This is a genomic window from Rhodococcus sp. BE178, assembly GCF_050433545.1.
Lineage (GTDB): Bacteria > Actinomycetota > Actinomycetes > Mycobacteriales > Mycobacteriaceae > Prescottella.
Window position 1 is genome coordinate 701,921 of the sequence record NZ_JBNPXA010000001.1, and the last position, 18,763, is coordinate 720,683.

Genomic DNA, 18,763 nt, shown 5'->3' on the forward strand with positions numbered 1-18,763 from the left:
CGGGATCTCCGATTCGGACAATTTCGATACCGCTATCGAAGCATTTACACCGATGCCGAATTCCCCATTCTTCGAATAGCCTTTCCTGCTACCGTATTACGCGCTCATCGGAGCATCCAGGCAGTCGAGATCGCGGCCATACCGCCTGGCAGGGGTCCATTTCCACCAAAGATGGGAACATCCGTGAGACGAAGCCGATTCCGATCCGTCATCGTGTGCGCGATCTGCGCGACCGCATCGTTCGTCGCATTCTCCGGCCCCGCCGCGGCCGATCCCAATACGGTGAATCCCATTCCGGTGCTGAACGGAACGACCGGGGTGCCGATACTCCACGGGCGCAGCCAGGCCGTGGCGCAGGCCACCGGGCTGCTCAGCGCCAACCGCACCCAGGACTACAACGTGCTCGGCACGGACCTCGGCATCATGTGGGACAACGGGGACGGCCAGGTGCTGACCGCGTTCGGCGACACGGCCGGGCTCGGTATCCCGAATCTCCTCGCGGGCAGCCTGTGGTCCTGGCGCAGCAACATCCTCGTCCGCAGCTCCGACCGCGATCTCGCCGACGGAATGACCTTCGACAGCTCGCCGCGCGACATCCTCGGCCAGTCCAAGGAGCTGGTGCCGAGCCCGAAGATCCCGTTCGTCGAGATCAGCCGCATCCCGACCGCCGGGGTCGCGGCCGACGGGGTCCAGTACATGAGCCTCATGTCGGTGAAGGAGTGGGACGAGCCGGGCAAGTGGAAGACCAACTACTCCGAACTCGCTTTCTCCACCGACAACGGCGAGAACTGGGTGGAGGCGCCCGAGACCCGCCGACCGCCCGTGGGCGGAAACGCCAACTTCCAGATGGGCGCATTCGTCGAGGACGGCGGCTTCGTCTACCAGTACGGCACGCCCGCCGGCCGCGGCGGTCTGGTCTACCTCGCCCGAGTCCCCGAGAAGCAGATCCGCGACCTCGGCGCCTACGAGTACTGGGACGGCGGCAAGTGGGTGGCGAAGAACCCCGACGTGGCCGCACCCATCGTCTTCGGCGGCGTCGGCGAGATATCGGTGCAGTACAACGCGTTCCTCGGGCAGTACCTGCTGCTCACCACCGACAACCGGAACTCCGTCGTGATGCGCCGCGCACCGGCGCCCACCGGACCGTGGGGGCCCGCCGAGGTCCTCGTGGACGGCAACGAACTGGGATCGATGTACGGGGCGTACATCCACCCGTGGTCGTCCGGGCCGGACCTCTACTTCCTCACCACCGTGCACTCCAACTACAATGTCCTGCTCATGCACACGACACTGCAGAAGTGAGGCCGAACGTCCCGTCACTGCTACCGTCCCAAGCAAACACTTGGTATCGACCGTGTCAGTGAGCGAGGAGACGACGTGGAGCAGCAGACGAGCACCGATCCCCGCGGTGAGATCCAGGATCTCCTGGCCCGCATCGCGCAGCTCGCCGACGACGGCACCGTCGAGGACTACCTCGACAGCTTCACCGCCGACGCCGTATGGGAGTCGCAGCCCAACCCGGTGACGGGCATGGTCGCGCAACTCCGCGAGGGCGTCGCGTCGATCGAGGAGGGTGTGCGCGAACGGCGGGCCGGCGGCGTCCAGGGGCCGGGCACGTCGAGTCGGCACGTGATCACGACCGTCTCGGTGTCGCTGGACTCGGACGTCGAGGCGTCGTCGACGGCGTACTGGCTGTTCTTCCGCGACACCACGAGCGAGCCGCGACTCGCGGGTGTCGGGCGATACGACGACACGCACCGGTTCGAGGACGGCCGCTGGAAGCTGGCCCACCGGCGCATCACCGTCGGCTGACGCCCCGCGCTTTGCGCACTTGTCGTTGATTTCGAGGCCCCGCGAGATCGATAAGTGCGCAAATCGCGAACGGGGGATGAACGATCGCGAGGACACCGAGAGGCCGCCCCGCCGGGCGATACCGTCATCCCCATGAATGCACAGGACTGGGACGAACGCTATTCACAGGCCGACATGGTGTGGGGCACGCCGCCGAATCCGGTGGTGGTCGAGTTCGTGACATCGCTGCCCGCCGGTCGGGCCCTGGACCTCGCGTGCGGCGAGGGCCGGCACGCGCTGTGGCTCGCGACGCGGGGCTGGGAGACCACCGGCGTCGACTATTCGAAGGTCGCGATCGAGAAGGCCCGGGAGATCGCGAAGCAGTCACCGCGCTCGGTGCAGCAGCGCCTGCATTACGTCTGCGGCGACATCACGACAGCGGATGTGTCGGACTATGACCTGGTCCTCATGATCTTCGTCCACCTCGAACCGACACAGCGGCGCGCGCTTGTGAGTCGCGTCATCGAATCGCTGAAACCTGACGGAACCCTCATGATTCTCGGCCACGACGCAATCAACCTCACGCAGGGCGTCGGCGGCCCGCCCGATCCCGAAATCCTTTACACCCCTGAAGATCTGAAGCATGATCTGGAAGGACGCCTCGACGTCACGGTGGCCGAACGGCGCTATCGCGACATCGAGGGCGGGACGGCGATCGACGCGCTCCTCGTCGCCCGCAGGCCCACTCTTGGCAGCTAACTTAATCGCGGGTAACATCGGCTAAGTTACCGACGAGTAGCTACTTGGGCGGTACTCACGGAACGCAAGACCGCACCAACGCAGTGCCACTTCAGGGAGAGCAAAACATGGGCCACTACAAGAGCAACGTCCGCGACCTCGAGTTCAACCTGTTCGAGGTACTTGGTCTTGACAAGCCGCTGAGTGAGGGCGTGTGGGGGGATCTCGACGCCGACACCGTCAAGGAGATGCTGTCCGAGGTCGCGCGCCTCGCGGAGGGCCCGCTCGCCGAGGCCTTCGCCGACACCGACCGCAATCCGCCGGTATTCGACCCCGAGAAGCACGAGGCTACCCTGCCGGAGTCCTTCAAGAAGTCGTTCAAGGCGATGTGGGACGCCGAGTGGTACCGCATGGGCCTGAGCGAGGAGATCGGCGGCGTTCCGGTTCCGCGCACGGTGGTGTGGGCCATCGCCGAGATGCTGCTGGGCGCACAGCCCGCCGCGTTCATGTACCAGGCCGGCCCGTCGTTCGCGGACGTGCTCTTCCACAACGGCACGGACGAGCAGAAGCAGTGGGCGGCAACCTGTGTCGAGCGCGGCTGGGGTGCCACCATGGTGCTGACCGAGCCGGACGCCGGTTCCGATGTGGGCGCCGGACGCACCAAGGCCATCAAGCAGGACGACGGCTCCTGGCACATCGAGGGCGTCAAGCGCTTCATCACGTCCGCCACCTCGGACGACCTGTTCGAGAACATCTTCCACCTGGTGCTCGCGCGCCCCGAGGGCGCCGGACCGGGCACCAAGGGCCTGAGCCTGTTCTTCGTCCCGAAGTTCCACTTCGACTTCGAGAAGAACGAGCTCGGCGACCGCAACGGTGTCTTCGTCACCAACGTCGAGCACAAGATGGGCCTCAAGGCGTCCACGACGTGTGAGCTCACGTTCGGCGGCCACGACGTTCCCGCGCAGGGCTGGCTCGTCGGCGAGGTCCACAACGGCATCGCCCAGATGTTCGACGTCATCGAGCACGCTCGAATGATGGTGGGCACCAAGGCCATCTCCACCCTGTCCACCGGCTACCTCAACGCGCGTGACTACGCCAAGGAGCGCGTCCAGGGCTCCGACCTGACGCAGATGACGGACAAGACCGCCCCCCGCGTCACCATCACGCACCACCCGGACGTGCGCCGCAGTCTCGCGATGCAGAAGGCGTACGCCGAGGGCCTGCGCGCGGTGTACCTCTACACCGCCGCGCACCAGGACGACGCGGTCGCCGCGCTGGTCTCCGGCGCCGACAAGGAGACCGCGTTCCGCGTCAACGATCTGCTGCTGCCGATCGTCAAGGGCGTCGGTTCCGAGCGGGCCTACCAGTACCTGACCGAGAGCCTGCAGACCCTCGGCGGCTCCGGCTTCCTGCAGGACTACCCGATCGAGCAGTACATCCGCGACTCGAAGATCGACTCGCTGTACGAGGGCACCACCGCCATCCAGGCGCAGGACTTCTTCTTCCGCAAGATCGCGCGTGACCGCGGCGTCGCCCTCGCCCACGTCGCCGGCGAGATCAAGAAGTTCATCGACAGCGAGGCGGGCAACGGCCGGCTCAAGGCCGAGCGGGCGCTGCTCTCGACCGCCCTCGAGGACGTGCAGGGCATGGCCGCGGTCCTCACCGGGCACCTCATGGGCGCCCAGGAGCAGCCCACCGAGCTGTACAAGGTGGGTCTCGGCTCGGTGCGGTTCCTGATGGCGGTCGGCGACCTGCTGGTCGGCTGGCAGTTGCTGCGTCAGTCCGAGATCGCGATCAAGGCACTCGACGAGGGCGCCTCCGACAAGGACAAGCCGTTCTACGAGGGCAAGGTCGCGACCGCGTCGTTCTTCGCGAAGAACGTGCTGCCCGAGCTGACCGCGACGCGCAACATCCTGTCGCACCTCGACAACGACATCATGGAACTGGACGAGGCCGCGTTCTGATTCCCTGATCTGATGTCCTGATCGACGAAGGAACCCCCGCACACCACGTGTGCGGGGGTTCTTTCGTCGGTGCCCGGGCGCGGGCGGCGCAGGTGTGTTTGGCTGTTGATGTTGATGCCCTGCCACCGAACCCGAGGTTGGTGACCAGCAGTGACCAGCATGGACGACCCGTACTCGCCGCCCGCTCCGCCACCGGCAGTGCTCGCCGAGGGACTGACCCGCCACGGCGCCCTGGGGCCCGTCTTCGGTCCCGTGGACCTGAGGATTCCGTTCGGGGGGCTGGCAGTGATCCAGGGTTTCGCGGGGTCGGGCCGCACGTCCCTGCTGCTCACCCTCGGCGGGCGGATGAAACCGTCGGCCGGGCGCCTCACCGTGCTCGGGCGCACCCGGCCGGCCGCGATCCGGGCGGTGTCCGCGATCGCCGGATTCGCCGGCATCGACACCATCTCCGAATCGGTGACCGTGCGCGATCTGATCACCGAGCAGATCCGCTGGGACGCAACGTGGTACCGGCTGATCCGCCGGGCGAGCCGGCGCGAGCTCGAGCAGGTGTGCGCACCGGTGTTCGGGGATCGGCCGCTGCCGCGGCTCACCGACTACGTCAGTGATCTCGACGAACTGGACGCGATGCTGTTGCGGATCGCCGTCGCCGACACCCAGGTTCCCCCGGTGCTGCTGATCGACGATCTCGAACAGGTGCGGGACGAGACCGAACGCGCCGTGCTGGTCGACCGGCTCGCGGTCCTGGGCGCCCGGCAGACGGTGATCGCGTCCGCGGTCAATCCCCTGCCACCCGGCTCGCCCGCCCACGAGTTCCACCCGCTGGCCGACACGGCCGCGACCGGGAACGGCTCGATCCCCGGAAGCGAGGAATAGCCATGCTGGCAGGGATGTCGCTCGGTACCGAACTCAAGCGGTTCTCGCGCGGGCTGATGCCGCGGGTCGCCCTCGTGACGATCGTGCTGATGCCGCTGCTGTACGGCGCGCTGTACCTGTGGGCGTTCTGGGATCCGTTCAGCGAGACGGGCAAGATTCCGGTGGCGCTGGTCAACAGCGATCACGGCACCGTCGTGGACGGCAAACCCCTCAACGCCGGAGACCAGGTGGCGCAGGGGCTGATGGACTCCGGCGACCTCGACTTCCACGAGGTGAGCGCGTACGAGGCGTCCACCGGCGTCGCGGACGGGCGCTACTACTTCTCGGTGACGCTGCCCGGCGACTTCAGCCGATCCGTGGCGTCCCCCACCGGACCCGATCCGCAGAAGGCCCGGCTGATCTTCACCTACAACGACGCCAACAACTACCTCGGCACGGTCATCGGGCAGAACGCCGCCCAACAGATCCTGAACGTCGTGGGCGCGCAGATCGGTGAACAGTCCGTGGATCAGGCACTCGTCGGCCTCGGCGCGGCGGGCGACGGACTCCGCCAGGCCGCGGACGGTGCCGGGCAGTTGGCGGCCGGTGCGCAGGCGGCTGACGGTGGCGCGCAGCAACTCGCGGTCGGCTCCCGCACGCTGGCCGACGGTCTCACCACCGCTCACTCCGGGACGACGGCCCTCGCCGACGGCACGGCGCAGCTCTCGGCGGGCATCCGACACCGCGTCCGGCGGCGCGACCGCACTGTCCGGGGGACTGGACCAGTTGTCGGGCGCCACAGCCCAACTCGGGAGCGGCGCCGGACAGCTCAGCGCCGGTGTGACGCAACTGGTCGCCCAGGTGACCGGCACTCTCGGACCGGCGCTGGACCCGGCCCTGCGCGGGCAGCTCGCGCAGCTCGAGGACGGGGCACAGCAGCTCGCGTTCCAGCTCGGCGACCCGTCGAGCCCCTACCGGTCGGGGATGTCCCAGGCCGTCGGCGGCGCCGGCCAGCTGCGGGACGGCCTGACGCAGCTGCAGTCCGGCGGGCAACAGGCTGCGTCGGGCGCCCGCACCCTCGACGTCGGTCTTGCCCAGTTGTCCGGCGGCGGCGAGACTCTCGCGCAGGGTGCCGGGCAGCTCGCCGCCGGTACGACTCAGCTGAAGGACGGATCGGGCGAACTCGCGTCCCAGCTGAAACAGGGCAGCGAGCAGGTCCCCGCCTGGGATCCACAGCAGCGCAGCGCCGTCGCGCAGACCCTGTCGGCCCCGGTGGCGCTGGACCAGCACCACGAGAACCGGGCCAAGACCTTCGGCACCGGGTTCGCGCCGTTCTTCCTGCCGCTGGCGTTGTTCGTGGGCGGCATCATCACGTGGATGCTGTTGCGGCCGGTACAGACTCGCCCGATCTCGACCGGGCTCGGCGCGATGCGGGTGGTGCTGGCGTCGTACTGGCCGGCCGCGCTGATCGCGATCGCACAGGTGCTGGTGATGTACGTCGTGGTGCACTTCGGTGTAGGACTGGTGCCGGTCTACGTGTTCGGCACCATCGCGTTCCTGGGACTGGTCGGCCTCACCTACATGGCGCTGATCCAGGCGTTCAACGCGATCTTCGGCCCCGCCGTCGGACGCGTCGTCACCCTGGCGTTCCTGATGCTGCAACTGGTGTCGTCGGGCGGCATCTACCCCGTGGAAACCACCGCGAAACCGTTCCAGGTCCTGCACCCGTTCGACCCGATGACATACGCCGTCAACGGGTTACGACAGCTCACCGTCGGCGGCATCGACTCCCGGCTGTGGGTGTCGATCGCGGTGCTCCTCGGGCTGCTGTTGGCATCGCTGGTCGCCAGTGCGCTGTCGGTGCGGCGCGACCGTGCCTGGACGCTGATGCGGCTGCACCCGCCGATCGAGGTGTGAGACACCCTCATGTGCTGAAGGGACCGTTCACACGCCGACAGCGTATGAACGGTCCCTTCAGCTACGGACTCGGGGCCTACCCGCCGGGGGTGGGCGCCGGCGGCGCGCCTTCCTCCGAGGGCTTCGGCGCCGGCTCGTTCGACACGCACTTCACGATCGGGACCGGGTCGTACTTGACCGTCCGGGTGCTGCGCGAGATCTCCGCACCGGTCTTGGCGTCGGTGATGATCCGGGTGTCGCTCGTGGTGAATCCCGGTGCGCCGCCGGACGCCACGCAGTGCGGGCCGGCCGGGAGGCTGATCGTGTTCGGCGACGTCTGACTCGTCCGTCCGCCGGTCACGGATTCGACGTCGACCGTCTTGGTGCCCCAGATGCGCACCGTGATGTTCGAGTTGGTCCCGATGGTCTGGATCATCACGCCCGTCTTGTACGGGTTGCGGAACTTGAGGTCGATCGCGCCCTCGAACACCGTCGCCTCGCGCGCCGCCGGGTAGCGGGAGATGTAGTAGCTGTGCTCGGTGTGTTCGACGTCCTCCATGCCCGCGAAGTACGTGGCGTTGTAGAGGGTGGTCGCGAGCTGACTGATGCCGCCGCCGACCGCCTTGTCCGGGCGGCCGTTGTTGATGATGCCCGAGTCGACATAGCCCTGCGCCGCACCGCGGGGACCGGTCTGGGCATCGAACGAGAAGGTTTCTCCCGGCTTGACGAGCGCGCCGTTGATCTGACTGGCCGCGAGCCGGATGTTGACACCGGACGCGTACTCGAACCCGCCGGTGGTGTACTCGCCGATCACCTCGCGGATGCCGAGCGCATTCGCGCCCTCGGTGGTCAGAGCCGGCTCGACGGGCTCGTAGATCGCGGGAGTGGTTCGCTCACCGGGTGCGGTGAGCAGCGCCGGCAGCGGTTCGAGGGTCTTGGGCCACTGCACCATGTCGCCGGTCACCGACGGGATCACCTGCGGCGAGCCGCTCGCGAGACTGATCTGCGCGTCCTTGGGCTTGACGTCGGTGCTCGCGAGCTGCGGCGCGAGGATTCCGGTGGCCGCCTCGACGTTGTACTGCGGGGACAGACCACCACCGCCGTCCGGAACGAAAGTGAGAACCTTGCCGACCTGGTCCCGTGGCAGCGTCGCGACCGCGCCGTCACGCCCGGTGACCACGACGTTCGCCGCGGCCGCGGGCGCCGCGACGTCGCGCAGCGCGGCGTCGACGCCGGCCTGCGTCACCGTCACGTCCACGACGTCGACCGGCAGGTCGACGGTGGTGCCGAAGGCCCAGTCCTCGACGAACGTGTCGGCGGCGTCGTCCGTCCGCAGGCTCTGCCCCGGCAACGGTGCGACCGGGACCGGGGTCGCGCCCTCGAACACGACGTTGCCCTCTCGGGGCGCCCGATCCGCTTCCTTCTGCACGCCGGCGATCGCGCCGTCGAGCGCGTTCTCGTCGACCGTCGAGACGAGCCCGACCTCACGGTTGGTGAACAGGGACGCGACGCGGGTGAACGGGTTGACCGGCTGGTCCCCGACACGGTCGAGGGTGGCGGCCCAGTCCACGCCGATACCGGCCTGCGCCGGCACGATCGTGCTCTCCGTGGTCCCGGCGAGCACCGGCACCGGGCTGTCCACTCGCGGGCCGAGTTCGGCGCGCAGCGTCGCCTCGGCCGACGACATGCTCTCGCCGCCGATCTCCACGCCGGCGACGGTGACGCCGCGCGGCACCCGGTCGGCGGAGACCACAAAGTCCACGGCATACGCGATGGCCGCCACTGCCACGACGCCGCCGGCGACCGCGGCATACTTCACCCAGCGCGGCCGCCCCTGCGACTCCGACTCGGGCGTGGTCTCCGACTCCGAAGCAGGCTCGGGAGCGGGCGCGGGCTCCGGCGTCGGCTCGGGATCGGCAGGGGTGACGGCGAAGACCTCGGTGGGGGCCTCGGACGAGACATCCGGTGCGGGCTCGAGAGAGGCGTCCGGTGTCGACTCGGACGGCACATCCGGCGTGGACTCGGACGGCACATCCGGCGTGGGTTCCGACGAGTCGTCCGGTGTCGGATCATCGGATTCCGACGGCACCGCCGGCATGATCTCGGTGGGATTCTCGTCCGGCTCCGGACCGTCCATGTGGTTTTCGGAACCGTTGTTGCCGTCGCGCTCGTCACTCATCAATGGGCCCTCCTGCCGAATCGACACCGTGCCGGGCCGTCGCGTTGCGTGTTTCTACCCGTGCAGCCTAGTCCTCGGGACTCCGGGCAACCGCTCGGGAATCCCGGTCAGCAGCCGCTGCTCGCATCATTCCATCCGCCCGAAGGGGCGGAGAGCGTAGAGCGGCCCCGTGTGATTGCCAGGTCGGGGGTCAGGCAATAACACGGGGCCGATTGGATTATCGCTCCCCTGCGGACCGCGTTACATCCTCGGTTCGGGTCAGTCGGATTTTCTGCCCCGACCGGTCGATCAGACCTCGACGATGGCGGTGACGCCCTGACCGCCGGCCGCGCAGATGGAGATCAGGCCGCGGCCCGACCCCTTCTCCGCCAGCATCTTCGCGAGCGACGCCACGATCCGACCGCCAGTGGCCGCGAACGGGTGACCCGCCGCAAGCGACGATCCGTTGACGTTGAGCTTGGACCGGTCGATGCTGCCCAGGGCTCCGTCCAAGCCCAGGCGCTCCTTGCAGTACTCGTCGGATTCGAACGCCTGCAGCGTCGCCAGCACGACCGACGCGAACGCCTCGTGGATCTCGTAGAAGTCGAAATCCTGCAGCGTGAGACCGTTTCGGGCCAGCAGGCGCGGGATCGCATAGGTCGGCGCCATCAGCAACCCGTCGGCGCCGTGGATGTAGTCGACGGCGGCGGTCTCGGAGTCCACCAGGTGCGCCAGCACCGGCAGGTTCCGCTCGGCGGCCCACTCGTCGGTGGACAACAACACCGCGGAGGCGCCGTCGGTGAGCGGGGTGGAGTTGCCCGCCGTCATGGTCGCGTCGCCCAGCTTGGTACCGAACACCGGCTTGAGCGTCGCGAGCTTGTCGACATTGGAGTCGGGACGCAGGTTGTCGTCGCGGGTCAGGCCCAGGAACGGGGTGACGAGGTCGTCGAAGAATCCGCGGTCGTAGGCGGCGGCCATGTTCTTGTGGCTCGCGGCCGCCAACTCGTCCTGGTCCTCGCGGCGGACACCGAACTCCTTCGCGGTGATCGCGGCGTGGTCGCCCATCGACAGCCCCGTGCGCGGCTCGCCGTTGCGCGGGATCTCGATGCCCAGCATCGACGGGCGCACCTGGCCGAGCAGCTTGACCCGGTCCGCGGTGGAGCGCGCGCGGTTCATCGAGAGCAGGAACTCGCGCAGTTCGTTGTTGACACCGATCGGCGCATCGGACGTGGTGTCCACACCGCCGCCGACACCGGCCTCGATCCGGCCGGCCGCAATGGCGTCACCGACCGCGATGATCGACTGCAGCCCGGTGCCGCACGCCTGCTGCAGGTCGTACGCCGGGGTGTAGGGGCTCAGCGCGCTGCCGAGCACGCACTCGCGCATGAGGTTGAAGTCGCGGCTGTGCTTGAGGACCGCGCCACCGACGACCATGCCCAGCTGCTCGCCCTGCAGCCCGAAGCGGCTGACCAGCCCGTCCAGCGTCGCGGTGAACATGTCCTGGTTGGACGCATGCGCGTACGCCCGATCCGAGCGCGCGAAGGGAATGCGGTTGCCGCCGACGATGGCGACGGGGCGAAGCTGCCGACCACCGGACTGCGGTGCGGACGCCGGCTTGGCGCTGCGATTACGGGCTCTGCTGGTCACGTCGGTCTCCATGTAGGTGGGGAGGATCCCACTGGAAATCTGCTCGAGATCCGCGTGGTCGATCCGCCTCGGCGGTGGGTTCTGCACTCGACATTGAACTTACTCCAGAGTAAGTTCAATGTCGACACCGCACCCGGATGCACGGGTGCCCGATTGCGACAAAGAAGGTGGACCGTGGCAGCCAGCAAGGGCGCTCCCGACCTCTACTCACAGTTCCTCTCGTCCGCGCCGGGCGCGTTCATCGCCAAGCAGGCCGGGTTGCCGCGGCCGGAGAAGCTGCGTCGCTACAAGGCCGGCGAGCCGCCCCTGGCGGGCCCGGTCCTGATCGGCGGCGAGGGGCGTCTGGTGGAGCCGATCCGCGCGCTGCTGTCGGACTACCCGGCCGCGCAGCCGCACGACGACCGCTACGGCGCGCTGGTGTTCGACGCGACCGGCATCGGCCAGGTAACCGAGCTGGTGCAGCTGTTCGAGTTCTTCCAGCCCGTCATCCGCAACCTCGCGCCGTCGGCCCGCGTCGTCGTGCTCGGTACGACGCCGGAGCTTGCATCGGGCGTCGACGAGCAGATCGCCCAGCGTGCGCTCGAGGGCTTCACCCGCAGCGTCGGCAAGGAGATCAAGCGCGGCGCCACCGCCCAGTTGGTCTACGTCTCCCCCGACGCCGCCACCGGCCTGTCCGGCCTCGAGTCCACCCTCCGCTTCCTACTCTCGGCCAAGTCGGCGTTCGTCGACGGCCAGGTGATCCGGGTCGGCGCCGAGGACGCGGTCGCCCCCGCGAGCTGGGACCGCCCGCTCGAGGGCAAGGTCGCCGTCGTGACCGGCGCCGCGCGTGGCATCGGCGCCACCATCGCCGAGGTCCTCGCCCGCGACGGCGCGCAGGTCGTGTGCGCCGACATCCCGGCCGCCGGCCAGGCACTGTCCGAGACGGCCAACAAGGTGGGCGGCACGTCCCTCGCACTCGACGTCACGGCCGCCGACGCAGCCGACAAGCTCGCCGAGCACCTGATGGAACGTCACGGCGGCGCGGACATCATCGTCCACAACGCCGGCATCACCCGAGACAAGACGCTCGCGAACATGGACGAGTCCCGCTGGAACAGCGTGATCGGCGTCAACCTCCTTGCCCCGCAGAAGATCACCGACACCCTGGTCGCCAAGGGTGTGCTCCGCGAGGGCGGCCGCGTGGTGGACGTGTCCTCGATCGCCGGCATCGCCGGCAACCGCGGCCAGACCAACTACGGCACCTCGAAGGCCGGCGTCATCGGCCTGGTCCAGGCCACCGCGCCGGTGCTGGCCGAGAAGAAGATCACCATCAACGCCGTCGCCCCCGGCTTCATCGAGACCGCGATGACCGCCGCGATCCCGTTCGCGACCCGCGAGGCCGGACGCCGGATGAGCTCGCTGCTGCAGGGCGGCCAGACCGTGGACGTGGCGGAACTGGTGTCGTACTTCGCCAGCCCCGCGTCGGGCGCCGTGACCGGCCAGGTCGTGCGCGTGTGCGGCCAGTCGCTGCTGGGCGCGTGATGACCGGCCGCAAGGGAACACTCGTGCAGCTGCGCGAACAGCCCGGCACCCTCGACAACTACGCACGAGCGGCACTGGGCGCGCTGCCCTTCACCAAGCCCTCCGGCAAGCGCAGCCTGCCGAAGGAGACCCTCGCCCTGCAGGGTCTGCGGGTGGACAGCGCGAACCTTGCCGCATACGCCAAGGTGTGTGGGCTGCGGTTCGGCGACACGCTGCCGATCACGTACCCGTTCACACTCGTCTTCCCGAGCGTCATGCGGCTGCTCACCTCGCGCGATTTCCCCTTCCCTGCAATCGGTTCCGTCCACACCGACAACGTGATCGAGCAACTGCGCCCGATCTCGATGAGCGAGCCGCTGGACCTGAAGGTGCGTGCCGAGAATTTGCGGGCGCACCCCAAGGGCACACAGGTGAATTTCGTCAGCGAGGTCTCGGTGGGCCGGGAACTGGTGTGGCGCCAGGTCAGTACGTTCCTGAAGATGCACCCCACCGGCGCACCCAAGGAGCCGAAGCCCGAACACCCGAGCGAGGTGCCGCCCCCGCCCACCCGCACGTTGCGGGTGGACCAGCGGATCATCAGCCGGTACGCGGCGGTGTCCGGTGACCGGAACCCGATCCATGTATCCGCACTGGGCGCCAAGGCATTCGGCTTCCCGGGCACCATCGCGCACGGCATGTGGAGCGCCGCGGCCGCGCTGCAGCTGCTCGAGGGCCGCCTCCCCGAACGGGTGACGTACAGCGTGCGCTTCGGCAAGCCGATCGTGCTGCCGGCCACGGTGAACCTGTACGCCGACCGGACGCCCGACGGCTGGGAACTGGCACTGAAGAATCCGAAGAAGGGCTACCCGCACCTCAGCGCGACCCTGCGGTAGGACCGGTACGCCCACCCACGCCCGGGTGTAGTCGAGATGCCTCGCCTACACCCGGGCGTCCGCGTCTCTCGGGGGTCAGGCCTGCCGACCGTCCAATTCGCCTCGCAGACGCGCATTCTCGGCGACGAGTTCGGCGTTGGAGGCCTCCAGTTCGAGGATCTGCCGGATCCCCGTCAGATTGACGCCGGCGTCGACCAGTTCGGACACCCGCGATAGCCGGTAGATGTCCTCTTCGCTGTAGCGACGCGTGCCACCGCCGGTACGTGACGGCGTGATGAGCCCGCGACGCTCGTACAACCGCAGAGTCTGCGGACCGATTCCGGTCAACTCCGAAGTCACCGAAATTCCGTAGACTCCGCGGGTCGAGCGGGGCGGAGACTGTTGCGTCATCGTGGCCTTCATATCGCGTCGAGGTTGGTCGCGTGGGATTCACGCCCACAGGTGCCCCGTACGGACTCTCGAACGGCCTCTGCGAGCGGTTGCTCAGGCCCCACGGTATCACCGGGACCATACCGAATGTGCGGCAGCAGAGTCAGATTCCTTCACACCCTCCACACGGGTCGTCGGCGCGCCCGATCCTCGACTTCTTACATCTCGAGAATCTCCCCTCTCACCTGCACGGGAGATCCGATCCTCCGGCAGATTCAACATATCTGATTTGGCAGACATAGATTTTGTTGTACGGTTAGGGAGTCAAAGCTTCCAGATGCAAGCGAAGAAGAGTGAGACGGAGAAGTCAGCCCACGCCGAACGAGGCAGGCAGGCGCACTCCACCCCACCGGTCTTCCGAGCCCGAGCGGCGAACCGAGAGGTTTCGTCGACTACGGGTGGGCCGTATCAGAGAAGAAAGGATGACCACACGTGAGTGCGCATCGCCCGACCTTTGCAGGCCGAAAGTCCGCGACATGGTCGCTCAGCACCGAAGAAATCAAGCGCCGCTTGGAGCAGATGTACGGCGGCGACCCGGTCACACCGTCCGCCGACAACAGGCTCAGCGCCGCCTGACAGGCCGCACACCCGCGCAGCGCCCGACCGGCGCGCGCCTTCACGAGGCCCCGAGCCGCGCACAGACGCGATCGGCAGCCGACGAACATTCTCGAGGAGCATTCGATGACCGGAATCCGACCGAACCTCGCACCCCTGGCCGACACCTGGGAATGGCAGCAGCACGGCAACTGCCAGGGCATGAACGAAGCGGTCTTCTTCCCGCCGACCGGCGAACGCGGCAACGCCCGCATGATGCGTGAGCGCCGCGCCAAGGCGATCTGCGCGGCGTGCCCGGTCGTGGCCAAGTGCTTCGAGCACTCCCTCGCGGTGCCGGAACCCTTCGGAGTGTGGGGCGGCGTCGGCGAATCCGAGCGCGCGATGCTTCTCCGGGAACGACGCGCACCGCAACGTGGGGCCGCCTGACCACTCGCCACACCGCCGCCCATCGCGAACGGAATGTCTATCGAAAACGAAAGGGGCGAAACATGATCACCCTCGGCATCATCCTGCTCGTCCTCGGCCTGCTGATCAAGATCCCGATCCTGTGGACCCTCGGTGTCATCGCACTGATCGTCGGCGCCGTGCTGCTCATCCTCGGCGCGGCAGGTCGCGCCGTCGGCGGACGCAAACACTGGTACTGACACCTGACAGAGCGACGGGCCCCGGGCGGAAACTCCGCCCGGGGCCCGTTCGCAAGGTCTGTGACTACTTCTTCTTGCCGGCCAGACCGCGCCACGCGAGGTTCTCGAGCAACTCGACGGCCGCGGCGACCTTGATCTCGCCACCGGCGACGCGGTCCGCGACCGCCTCGCCCGCGCCGACCAGCGCGACCGCCATGATCGAGAAGTCGGTTCCCGGCTCCGGATCCTTGGTGCTGGACTCGAGCAGCTTGGCGGTCAACTCGATCAACCGGTCGCGGCTGCTGCCGACCTGCGACGCGAACGCCTGCTGACCGATCGCCTGCCGATACAGCACCATCCAGGAACTGCGGTTGTCGTCGACGAAGCCGAGGAAGCCCGTCAGCGCGGCGCGCAGTTGTTCGCGCGGCGGCAGATTGGGATCGCCCGCCGGTGAGATGGCCTCGACGAAACGCAGCCCCTCACGGTGAATACACGCCGCGAACAGTTCGTCCTTGGACCCGTAGTACAGGTACAGCATCGGCTTGGAGATGCTCGCCTTGGCCGCGATCGAGTCCATCGACGCGTCGTGGAACCCGTTGTCGGAGAAGACCTCGACGGCAGCGTCGAGCATCTGCTGCTCACGGACGGCCCTGGGCAGCCGCTTGGTGCCACCAGCCATAATTCCTCCAACCACGGGTAAGAAGTGCCATCTTACTCGATGGTAAGAAGATCAACGGTCACGACAGGAGGCTCCATTGTGACCCAGATCCGGCTCAGCAGGTCACGGCACCCTTGGCGCGCGCCAACGTGAGCACCGAGGAATCGACCTGAGCTGCGGGCAGACGCCCGGACGACACCGCCTGTTCCAGATGATCCAGGACCCGCGGGACGTCGTCGGTCGTGAGCCACAGCGCGACCGTCACGCCGGACTTCAACGCCTGCTCCACGGCCTGAGCGATGTCGTAGCGGTCGGTGATGGCCTTCATTCCGCTCAGATCGTCGGTGAAGATGGGCCCGGTGAACGGGGGTGCGTCGTAGCCGGTGCCCTCGCGCAGCAGCGAGACCGCCTCCGGGCTCAGGCTCGCCGGAAGTCCGTTGGTCGTCAAACCCGGAACGCTCAGGTGTCCGAGCATGACGCCGACCTCGGTATCCACCAGGTTGCGGTACGGCACCAGGTCGGAAGTCTGCAACTGGTCCAGCGGCGGCGTGGTGACGGCACCGGTGTGCGAATCGCCCGATGCCGAACCGTGTCCGGGGAAGTGCTTGAGCACCGGCAGAATTCCGGCCTCACGCATGCCCCGCGCGTACGCCTCCGCGTATCGCGTCACCACCTCCGGATCGTCCGAGAACGACCGGTCCCCGATCACCGAGTCGGCCGGCTGACTGCTGACGTCGACGTCCGGCGCGAAGTTCACGGTGATACCGAGGCTCTTCAGCTCGCGTCCCCGCTCGAGCGCCATCTGGTACGTCTGGTCCGTCGTCATCGTCTGCGCGACCTCGCGCGCCGACGGGTCCGGCCCGAACAGTTCGTCCACGCGGGACACCCGGCCACCTTCCTCGTCGATCGTCACCATCAGTGGGATCGCGCTGGCGTCCTCGACCTGCGGGACCTCGCCGTTCGCGAGCATCGACTCGTCCGTCCAGCTGCCGATGAAGATGCCGCCGATCCCCTCCGACTTGACGATGTCGAGCGCGTCCGCGGTGCCGGTGACCCCGACAGTGAGCAACTGCGCGAGCTTCTGCCGCTGCGTGAGCGAATCCAGGAAGGCGGGACCGCAGACCGCGGACCCTCCGAACCCCGGCAGCGACGGACCGGACGGCTTGGTCTGCGACGTGGGCTGACTGGACGCGGACTGCGAGGACTGCGCCGTGGTGGTGGAGGTGTCGCCACCGTCGCCGGACGAACAGCCGACGGCCAGTCCGGCGCACAGAGCGAGGGCCAGGGCATGTCGGATTCGCATGGATCCGACGGTAGTCCACATCCATTCCGACCGTTTTTCGAGCCGAGCGGCGGGGGTAATGGCAAGGTAATCTCGAAGAACGGAAGCCGAAGGCCGCCAACGGCGGTCGACCCCGATTTCAGGAGGTCACAGTGCCTGCAGATCTCATGCTCATTGCTTACGACGGCTCCGACAACGCCAAGCGGGCGATCGAGTACGCCGGCCGCTTCCTTGCCGCGAACCGCGCCGTGGTCGCCACCGCCTGGGAGCCGATGGTCCGTCAGGCCGCCCGCATGTCCGGGCTGTCCGGCGTGATGCAACCCGAGTGGGTCCCGGACGAGGCATCCGAGGATGTCGCGCTCACCGACGCGAAGGCCACCAACGAGGAGGGCGTCGACCTGGCGCTCGCCGTCGGCCTCAACGCCGAGGGCCGGTGCTGCGAGTCGGCAACCGCGATCTGGGCCACCATCGTCGAGTGCGCCGACGAACTGAACGCCGACATCATCGTCACCGGCACCCGGGGCACCACCGGACTGCGCTCGCTGCTGCAGAGCAGCGTCGCCGACCACGTGCTGCGGCACAGCCACCGGCCCGTGCTGATCGTGCCGCCCGGAAAGTGAGGCCGCGAACCTAGACGGCGTCGGGCCCGGCGGCCCGACTATCGTCGGCTTCACCATGGACGGCTTTCTCCTCTCGCGCCCCGACCGCACTCTTCGCACCACCGGGACACGGGAACGATTCGACAACACCGACGCGGCGGCGGACGCACTCGCGTCCGCCCGCACCGATGTGGTCGTCGGCGCGCTGCCGTTCGATCCGGCCGCACGCGCCGCCCTCACGGCCCCCGAGACCGTGTCGTGGACGCCCGGCCCGTGGCACCCGGAGACCACCCCGCCTCTGCCCCGGGTTCGGATCGAACGCGAGATACCCAGTGCTGCAGTACATGTCGAGCGGGTTCGCGGGCTGATCGAGCGGCTGCGCCGCGGCGAGCTCGACAAGGTGGTCGCCGCCCGGGCCGTGCAGCTGGCGGCCGACGAGCCGATCTCACCGGAGACGCTGGCCGCGCGCATGGTCACCCGGCACGCGGCGGCCAACGGCTTCGCCCTCGATCTCACTGCCGCCGGCCCCGGCTATGTCGGGCACACGCTCGTCGGCGCGAGCCCCGAGATCCTGCTGAGCCGACGCGGCCGCACCGTCACGTGCCGACCGCTGGCCGGGTCGGCACCGCGCCACGCCGACCCGGACGCCGACCGTGCCGAGGGGGCGGAACTGCTGGCGTCGTCGAAGAATCTGGCCGAGCACGCGTTCGTCGTCGAATGGATCCGCGACATCCTCGGTCCGCTGTGCGTGGACCTGGACGTGCCGGTCGCGCCCGAGCTCACCCGGACCGGCGAACTGTGGCACCTGGCCAGCCCCATCCGCGGTGAACTGCGGGACCCGTCCGTCGGCTCGCTCGAGCTCGCCACCCTCCTGCACCCGACCCCCGCGGTGTGCGGCACACCCACCGCCCGCGCACTCGACGCGATCCGCGAACTCGAAGGAGACCGCCGCTTCTACGGCGGCGCGGTCGGCTGGTGCGACGGGGCCGGCGACGGCGACTGGATAGTGGCGATCCGGTGCGCCGAGATCGACGCCGACGGGACCACGGCACTCGCGTGGGCGGGGGGCGGGATCGTCGCGGCCTCGGACCCCGAGACCGAGCTCGACGAGACCACCACCAAGCTCGGCACGCTGCTCGGCGCCCTGGGTGTCGATGCTCGCGAACCGGCGTGAG

The 18,763-nt window shown here is 68.4% G+C and carries 17 protein-coding genes and 1 pseudogene; 13 read left to right on the plus strand and 5 right to left on the minus strand.

The annotated features are described in order from the left end of the window. Positions 1 to 171: 171 nt before the first annotated feature. From J2X34_RS03250 to J2X34_RS03275, 6 genes and pseudogenes are all read left to right on the plus strand, one after another. Positions 172 to 1,302, plus strand: coding sequence for a DUF4185 domain-containing protein (locus J2X34_RS03250; protein ID WP_114723347.1), 1,131 nt, complete (start codon positions 172 to 174; stop codon positions 1,300 to 1,302). Positions 1,303 to 1,377: 75 nt separating this feature from the next. Continuing rightward, positions 1,378 to 1,812, plus strand: a complete 435-nt coding sequence (locus J2X34_RS03255; RefSeq protein WP_114723346.1) for a nuclear transport factor 2 family protein — start codon at positions 1,378 to 1,380, stop codon at positions 1,810 to 1,812. A 132-nt stretch (positions 1,813 to 1,944) separates the two neighbouring features. Then, a complete protein-coding gene (locus J2X34_RS03260) occupies positions 1,945 to 2,550 on the plus strand; it encodes a class I SAM-dependent methyltransferase (RefSeq protein ID WP_429516112.1) in 606 nt (201 codons plus the stop codon). Positions 2,551 to 2,657: 107 nt separating this feature from the next. Continuing rightward, positions 2,658 to 4,493 carry an acyl-CoA dehydrogenase gene (locus J2X34_RS03265; RefSeq protein WP_174913251.1) on the plus strand — a complete coding sequence of 612 codons (1,836 nt, stop codon included), beginning with the start codon at positions 2,658 to 2,660 and terminating at the stop codon, positions 4,491 to 4,493. A 159-nt stretch (positions 4,494 to 4,652) separates the two neighbouring features. Then, positions 4,653 to 5,369: a hypothetical protein gene (locus tag J2X34_RS03270; RefSeq protein ID WP_429516183.1), complete on the plus strand. Its 717-nt coding sequence runs from the start codon at positions 4,653 to 4,655 to the stop codon at positions 5,367 to 5,369. A gap of 2 nt (positions 5,370 to 5,371) precedes the next feature. Then, positions 5,372 to 7,265 (plus strand): annotated as a pseudogene (locus J2X34_RS03275) (YhgE/Pip family protein). Between the two features lie 76 nt (positions 7,266 to 7,341). Here J2X34_RS03275 and J2X34_RS03280 read toward each other — a convergent pair. Both J2X34_RS03280 and J2X34_RS03285 read right to left on the minus strand, forming a co-directional pair. Continuing rightward, positions 7,342 to 9,423: a VanW family protein gene (locus tag J2X34_RS03280; RefSeq protein ID WP_429516113.1), complete on the minus strand. Its 2,082-nt coding sequence runs from the start codon at positions 9,421 to 9,423 to the stop codon at positions 7,342 to 7,344. A 288-nt stretch (positions 9,424 to 9,711) separates the two neighbouring features. Continuing rightward, positions 9,712 to 11,049 (minus strand): acetyl-CoA C-acetyltransferase, encoded by a 1,338-nt coding sequence (locus J2X34_RS03285; RefSeq protein ID WP_174913256.1) that lies wholly within the window; start codon positions 11,047 to 11,049, stop codon positions 9,712 to 9,714. Between the two features lie 174 nt (positions 11,050 to 11,223). Here J2X34_RS03285 and J2X34_RS03290 point away from each other — a divergent pair, with 174 nt between their 5' ends. Then, a complete protein-coding gene (locus J2X34_RS03290; protein ID WP_429516114.1) occupies positions 11,224 to 12,570 on the plus strand; it encodes a 3-oxoacyl-ACP reductase in 1,347 nt (448 codons plus the stop codon). Continuing rightward, positions 12,570 to 13,442, plus strand: coding sequence for a MaoC/PaaZ C-terminal domain-containing protein (locus J2X34_RS03295; protein WP_429516115.1), 873 nt, complete (start codon positions 12,570 to 12,572; stop codon positions 13,440 to 13,442). The genes J2X34_RS03290 and J2X34_RS03295 overlap by 1 nt, the downstream gene beginning before the upstream one ends. A 75-nt stretch (positions 13,443 to 13,517) precedes the next feature. Here the strand turns inward: J2X34_RS03295 and J2X34_RS03300 are convergent, their stop codons facing one another. Next, positions 13,518 to 13,844, minus strand: a complete 327-nt coding sequence (locus J2X34_RS03300) for a MerR family transcriptional regulator (RefSeq protein ID WP_114723338.1) — start codon at positions 13,842 to 13,844, stop codon at positions 13,518 to 13,520. Between the two features lie 459 nt (positions 13,845 to 14,303). Between J2X34_RS03300 and J2X34_RS03305 the strand changes: the two genes are divergently transcribed. From J2X34_RS03305 to J2X34_RS03315, 3 genes are all read left to right on the plus strand, one after another. Beyond that, entirely contained in the window at positions 14,304 to 14,447 is a 144-nt protein-coding gene (locus tag J2X34_RS03305) for a hypothetical protein (protein ID WP_174913260.1), read from the plus strand. 105 nt (positions 14,448 to 14,552) lie between these two features. After that, positions 14,553 to 14,852 (plus strand): WhiB family transcriptional regulator, encoded by a 300-nt coding sequence (locus J2X34_RS03310; protein ID WP_114723337.1) that lies wholly within the window; start codon positions 14,553 to 14,555, stop codon positions 14,850 to 14,852. 62 nt (positions 14,853 to 14,914) lie between these two features. Continuing rightward, positions 14,915 to 15,070, plus strand: coding sequence for a DUF6131 family protein (locus J2X34_RS03315; protein WP_174913263.1), 156 nt, complete (start codon positions 14,915 to 14,917; stop codon positions 15,068 to 15,070). Between the two features lie 64 nt (positions 15,071 to 15,134). On the opposite strand, the gene J2X34_RS03320 is transcribed toward J2X34_RS03315, so the two are convergent. Both J2X34_RS03320 and J2X34_RS03325 read right to left on the minus strand, forming a co-directional pair. Continuing rightward, positions 15,135 to 15,728, minus strand: a complete 594-nt coding sequence (locus tag J2X34_RS03320; protein WP_114723336.1) for a TetR/AcrR family transcriptional regulator — start codon at positions 15,726 to 15,728, stop codon at positions 15,135 to 15,137. Between the two features lie 94 nt (positions 15,729 to 15,822). Then, entirely contained in the window at positions 15,823 to 17,010 is a 1,188-nt protein-coding gene (locus J2X34_RS03325; RefSeq protein WP_114723369.1) for a glycoside hydrolase family 3 N-terminal domain-containing protein, read from the minus strand. Between the two features lie 131 nt (positions 17,011 to 17,141). Here J2X34_RS03325 and J2X34_RS03330 point away from each other — a divergent pair, with 131 nt between their 5' ends. Then, complete coding sequence (locus J2X34_RS03330) at positions 17,142 to 17,609, plus strand: universal stress protein (RefSeq protein ID WP_114723335.1); 468 nt, start codon at positions 17,142 to 17,144, stop codon at positions 17,607 to 17,609. Between the two features lie 55 nt (positions 17,610 to 17,664). Next, positions 17,665 to 18,762, plus strand: a complete 1,098-nt coding sequence (locus tag J2X34_RS03335; RefSeq protein WP_429516116.1) for an isochorismate synthase — start codon at positions 17,665 to 17,667, stop codon at positions 18,760 to 18,762. Position 18,763 lies beyond the last annotated feature (1 nt).

Excerpts from the sequence above, each read along its gene's own strand:
- J2X34_RS03310 (WP_114723337.1), top strand. The coding sequence starts at position 14,553 with ATGACCGGAATCCGACCGAACCTCGCACCCCTGGCCGACACCTGGGAA.
- J2X34_RS03250 (WP_114723347.1), top strand. The coding sequence starts at position 172 with ATGGGAACATCCGTGAGACGAAGCCGATTCCGATCCGTCATCGTGTGC.
- J2X34_RS03315 (WP_174913263.1), top strand. The coding sequence starts at position 14,915 with ATGATCACCCTCGGCATCATCCTGCTCGTCCTCGGCCTGCTGATCAAG.
- J2X34_RS03300 (WP_114723338.1), bottom strand. The coding sequence starts at position 13,844 with ATGAAGGCCACGATGACGCAACAGTCTCCGCCCCGCTCGACCCGCGGA.
- J2X34_RS03325 (WP_114723369.1), bottom strand. The coding sequence starts at position 17,010 with ATGCGAATCCGACATGCCCTGGCCCTCGCTCTGTGCGCCGGACTGGCC.
- J2X34_RS03265 (WP_174913251.1), top strand. The coding sequence starts at position 2,658 with ATGGGCCACTACAAGAGCAACGTCCGCGACCTCGAGTTCAACCTGTTC.
- J2X34_RS03270 (WP_429516183.1), top strand. The coding sequence starts at position 4,653 with ATGGACGACCCGTACTCGCCGCCCGCTCCGCCACCGGCAGTGCTCGCC.
- J2X34_RS03280 (WP_429516113.1), bottom strand. The coding sequence starts at position 9,423 with ATGAGTGACGAGCGCGACGGCAACAACGGTTCCGAAAACCACATGGAC.
- J2X34_RS03260 (WP_429516112.1), top strand. The coding sequence starts at position 1,945 with ATGAATGCACAGGACTGGGACGAACGCTATTCACAGGCCGACATGGTG.
- J2X34_RS03295 (WP_429516115.1), top strand. The coding sequence starts at position 12,570 with ATGACCGGCCGCAAGGGAACACTCGTGCAGCTGCGCGAACAGCCCGGC.
- J2X34_RS03320 (WP_114723336.1), bottom strand. The coding sequence starts at position 15,728 with ATGGCTGGTGGCACCAAGCGGCTGCCCAGGGCCGTCCGTGAGCAGCAG.
- J2X34_RS03335 (WP_429516116.1), top strand. The coding sequence starts at position 17,665 with ATGGACGGCTTTCTCCTCTCGCGCCCCGACCGCACTCTTCGCACCACC.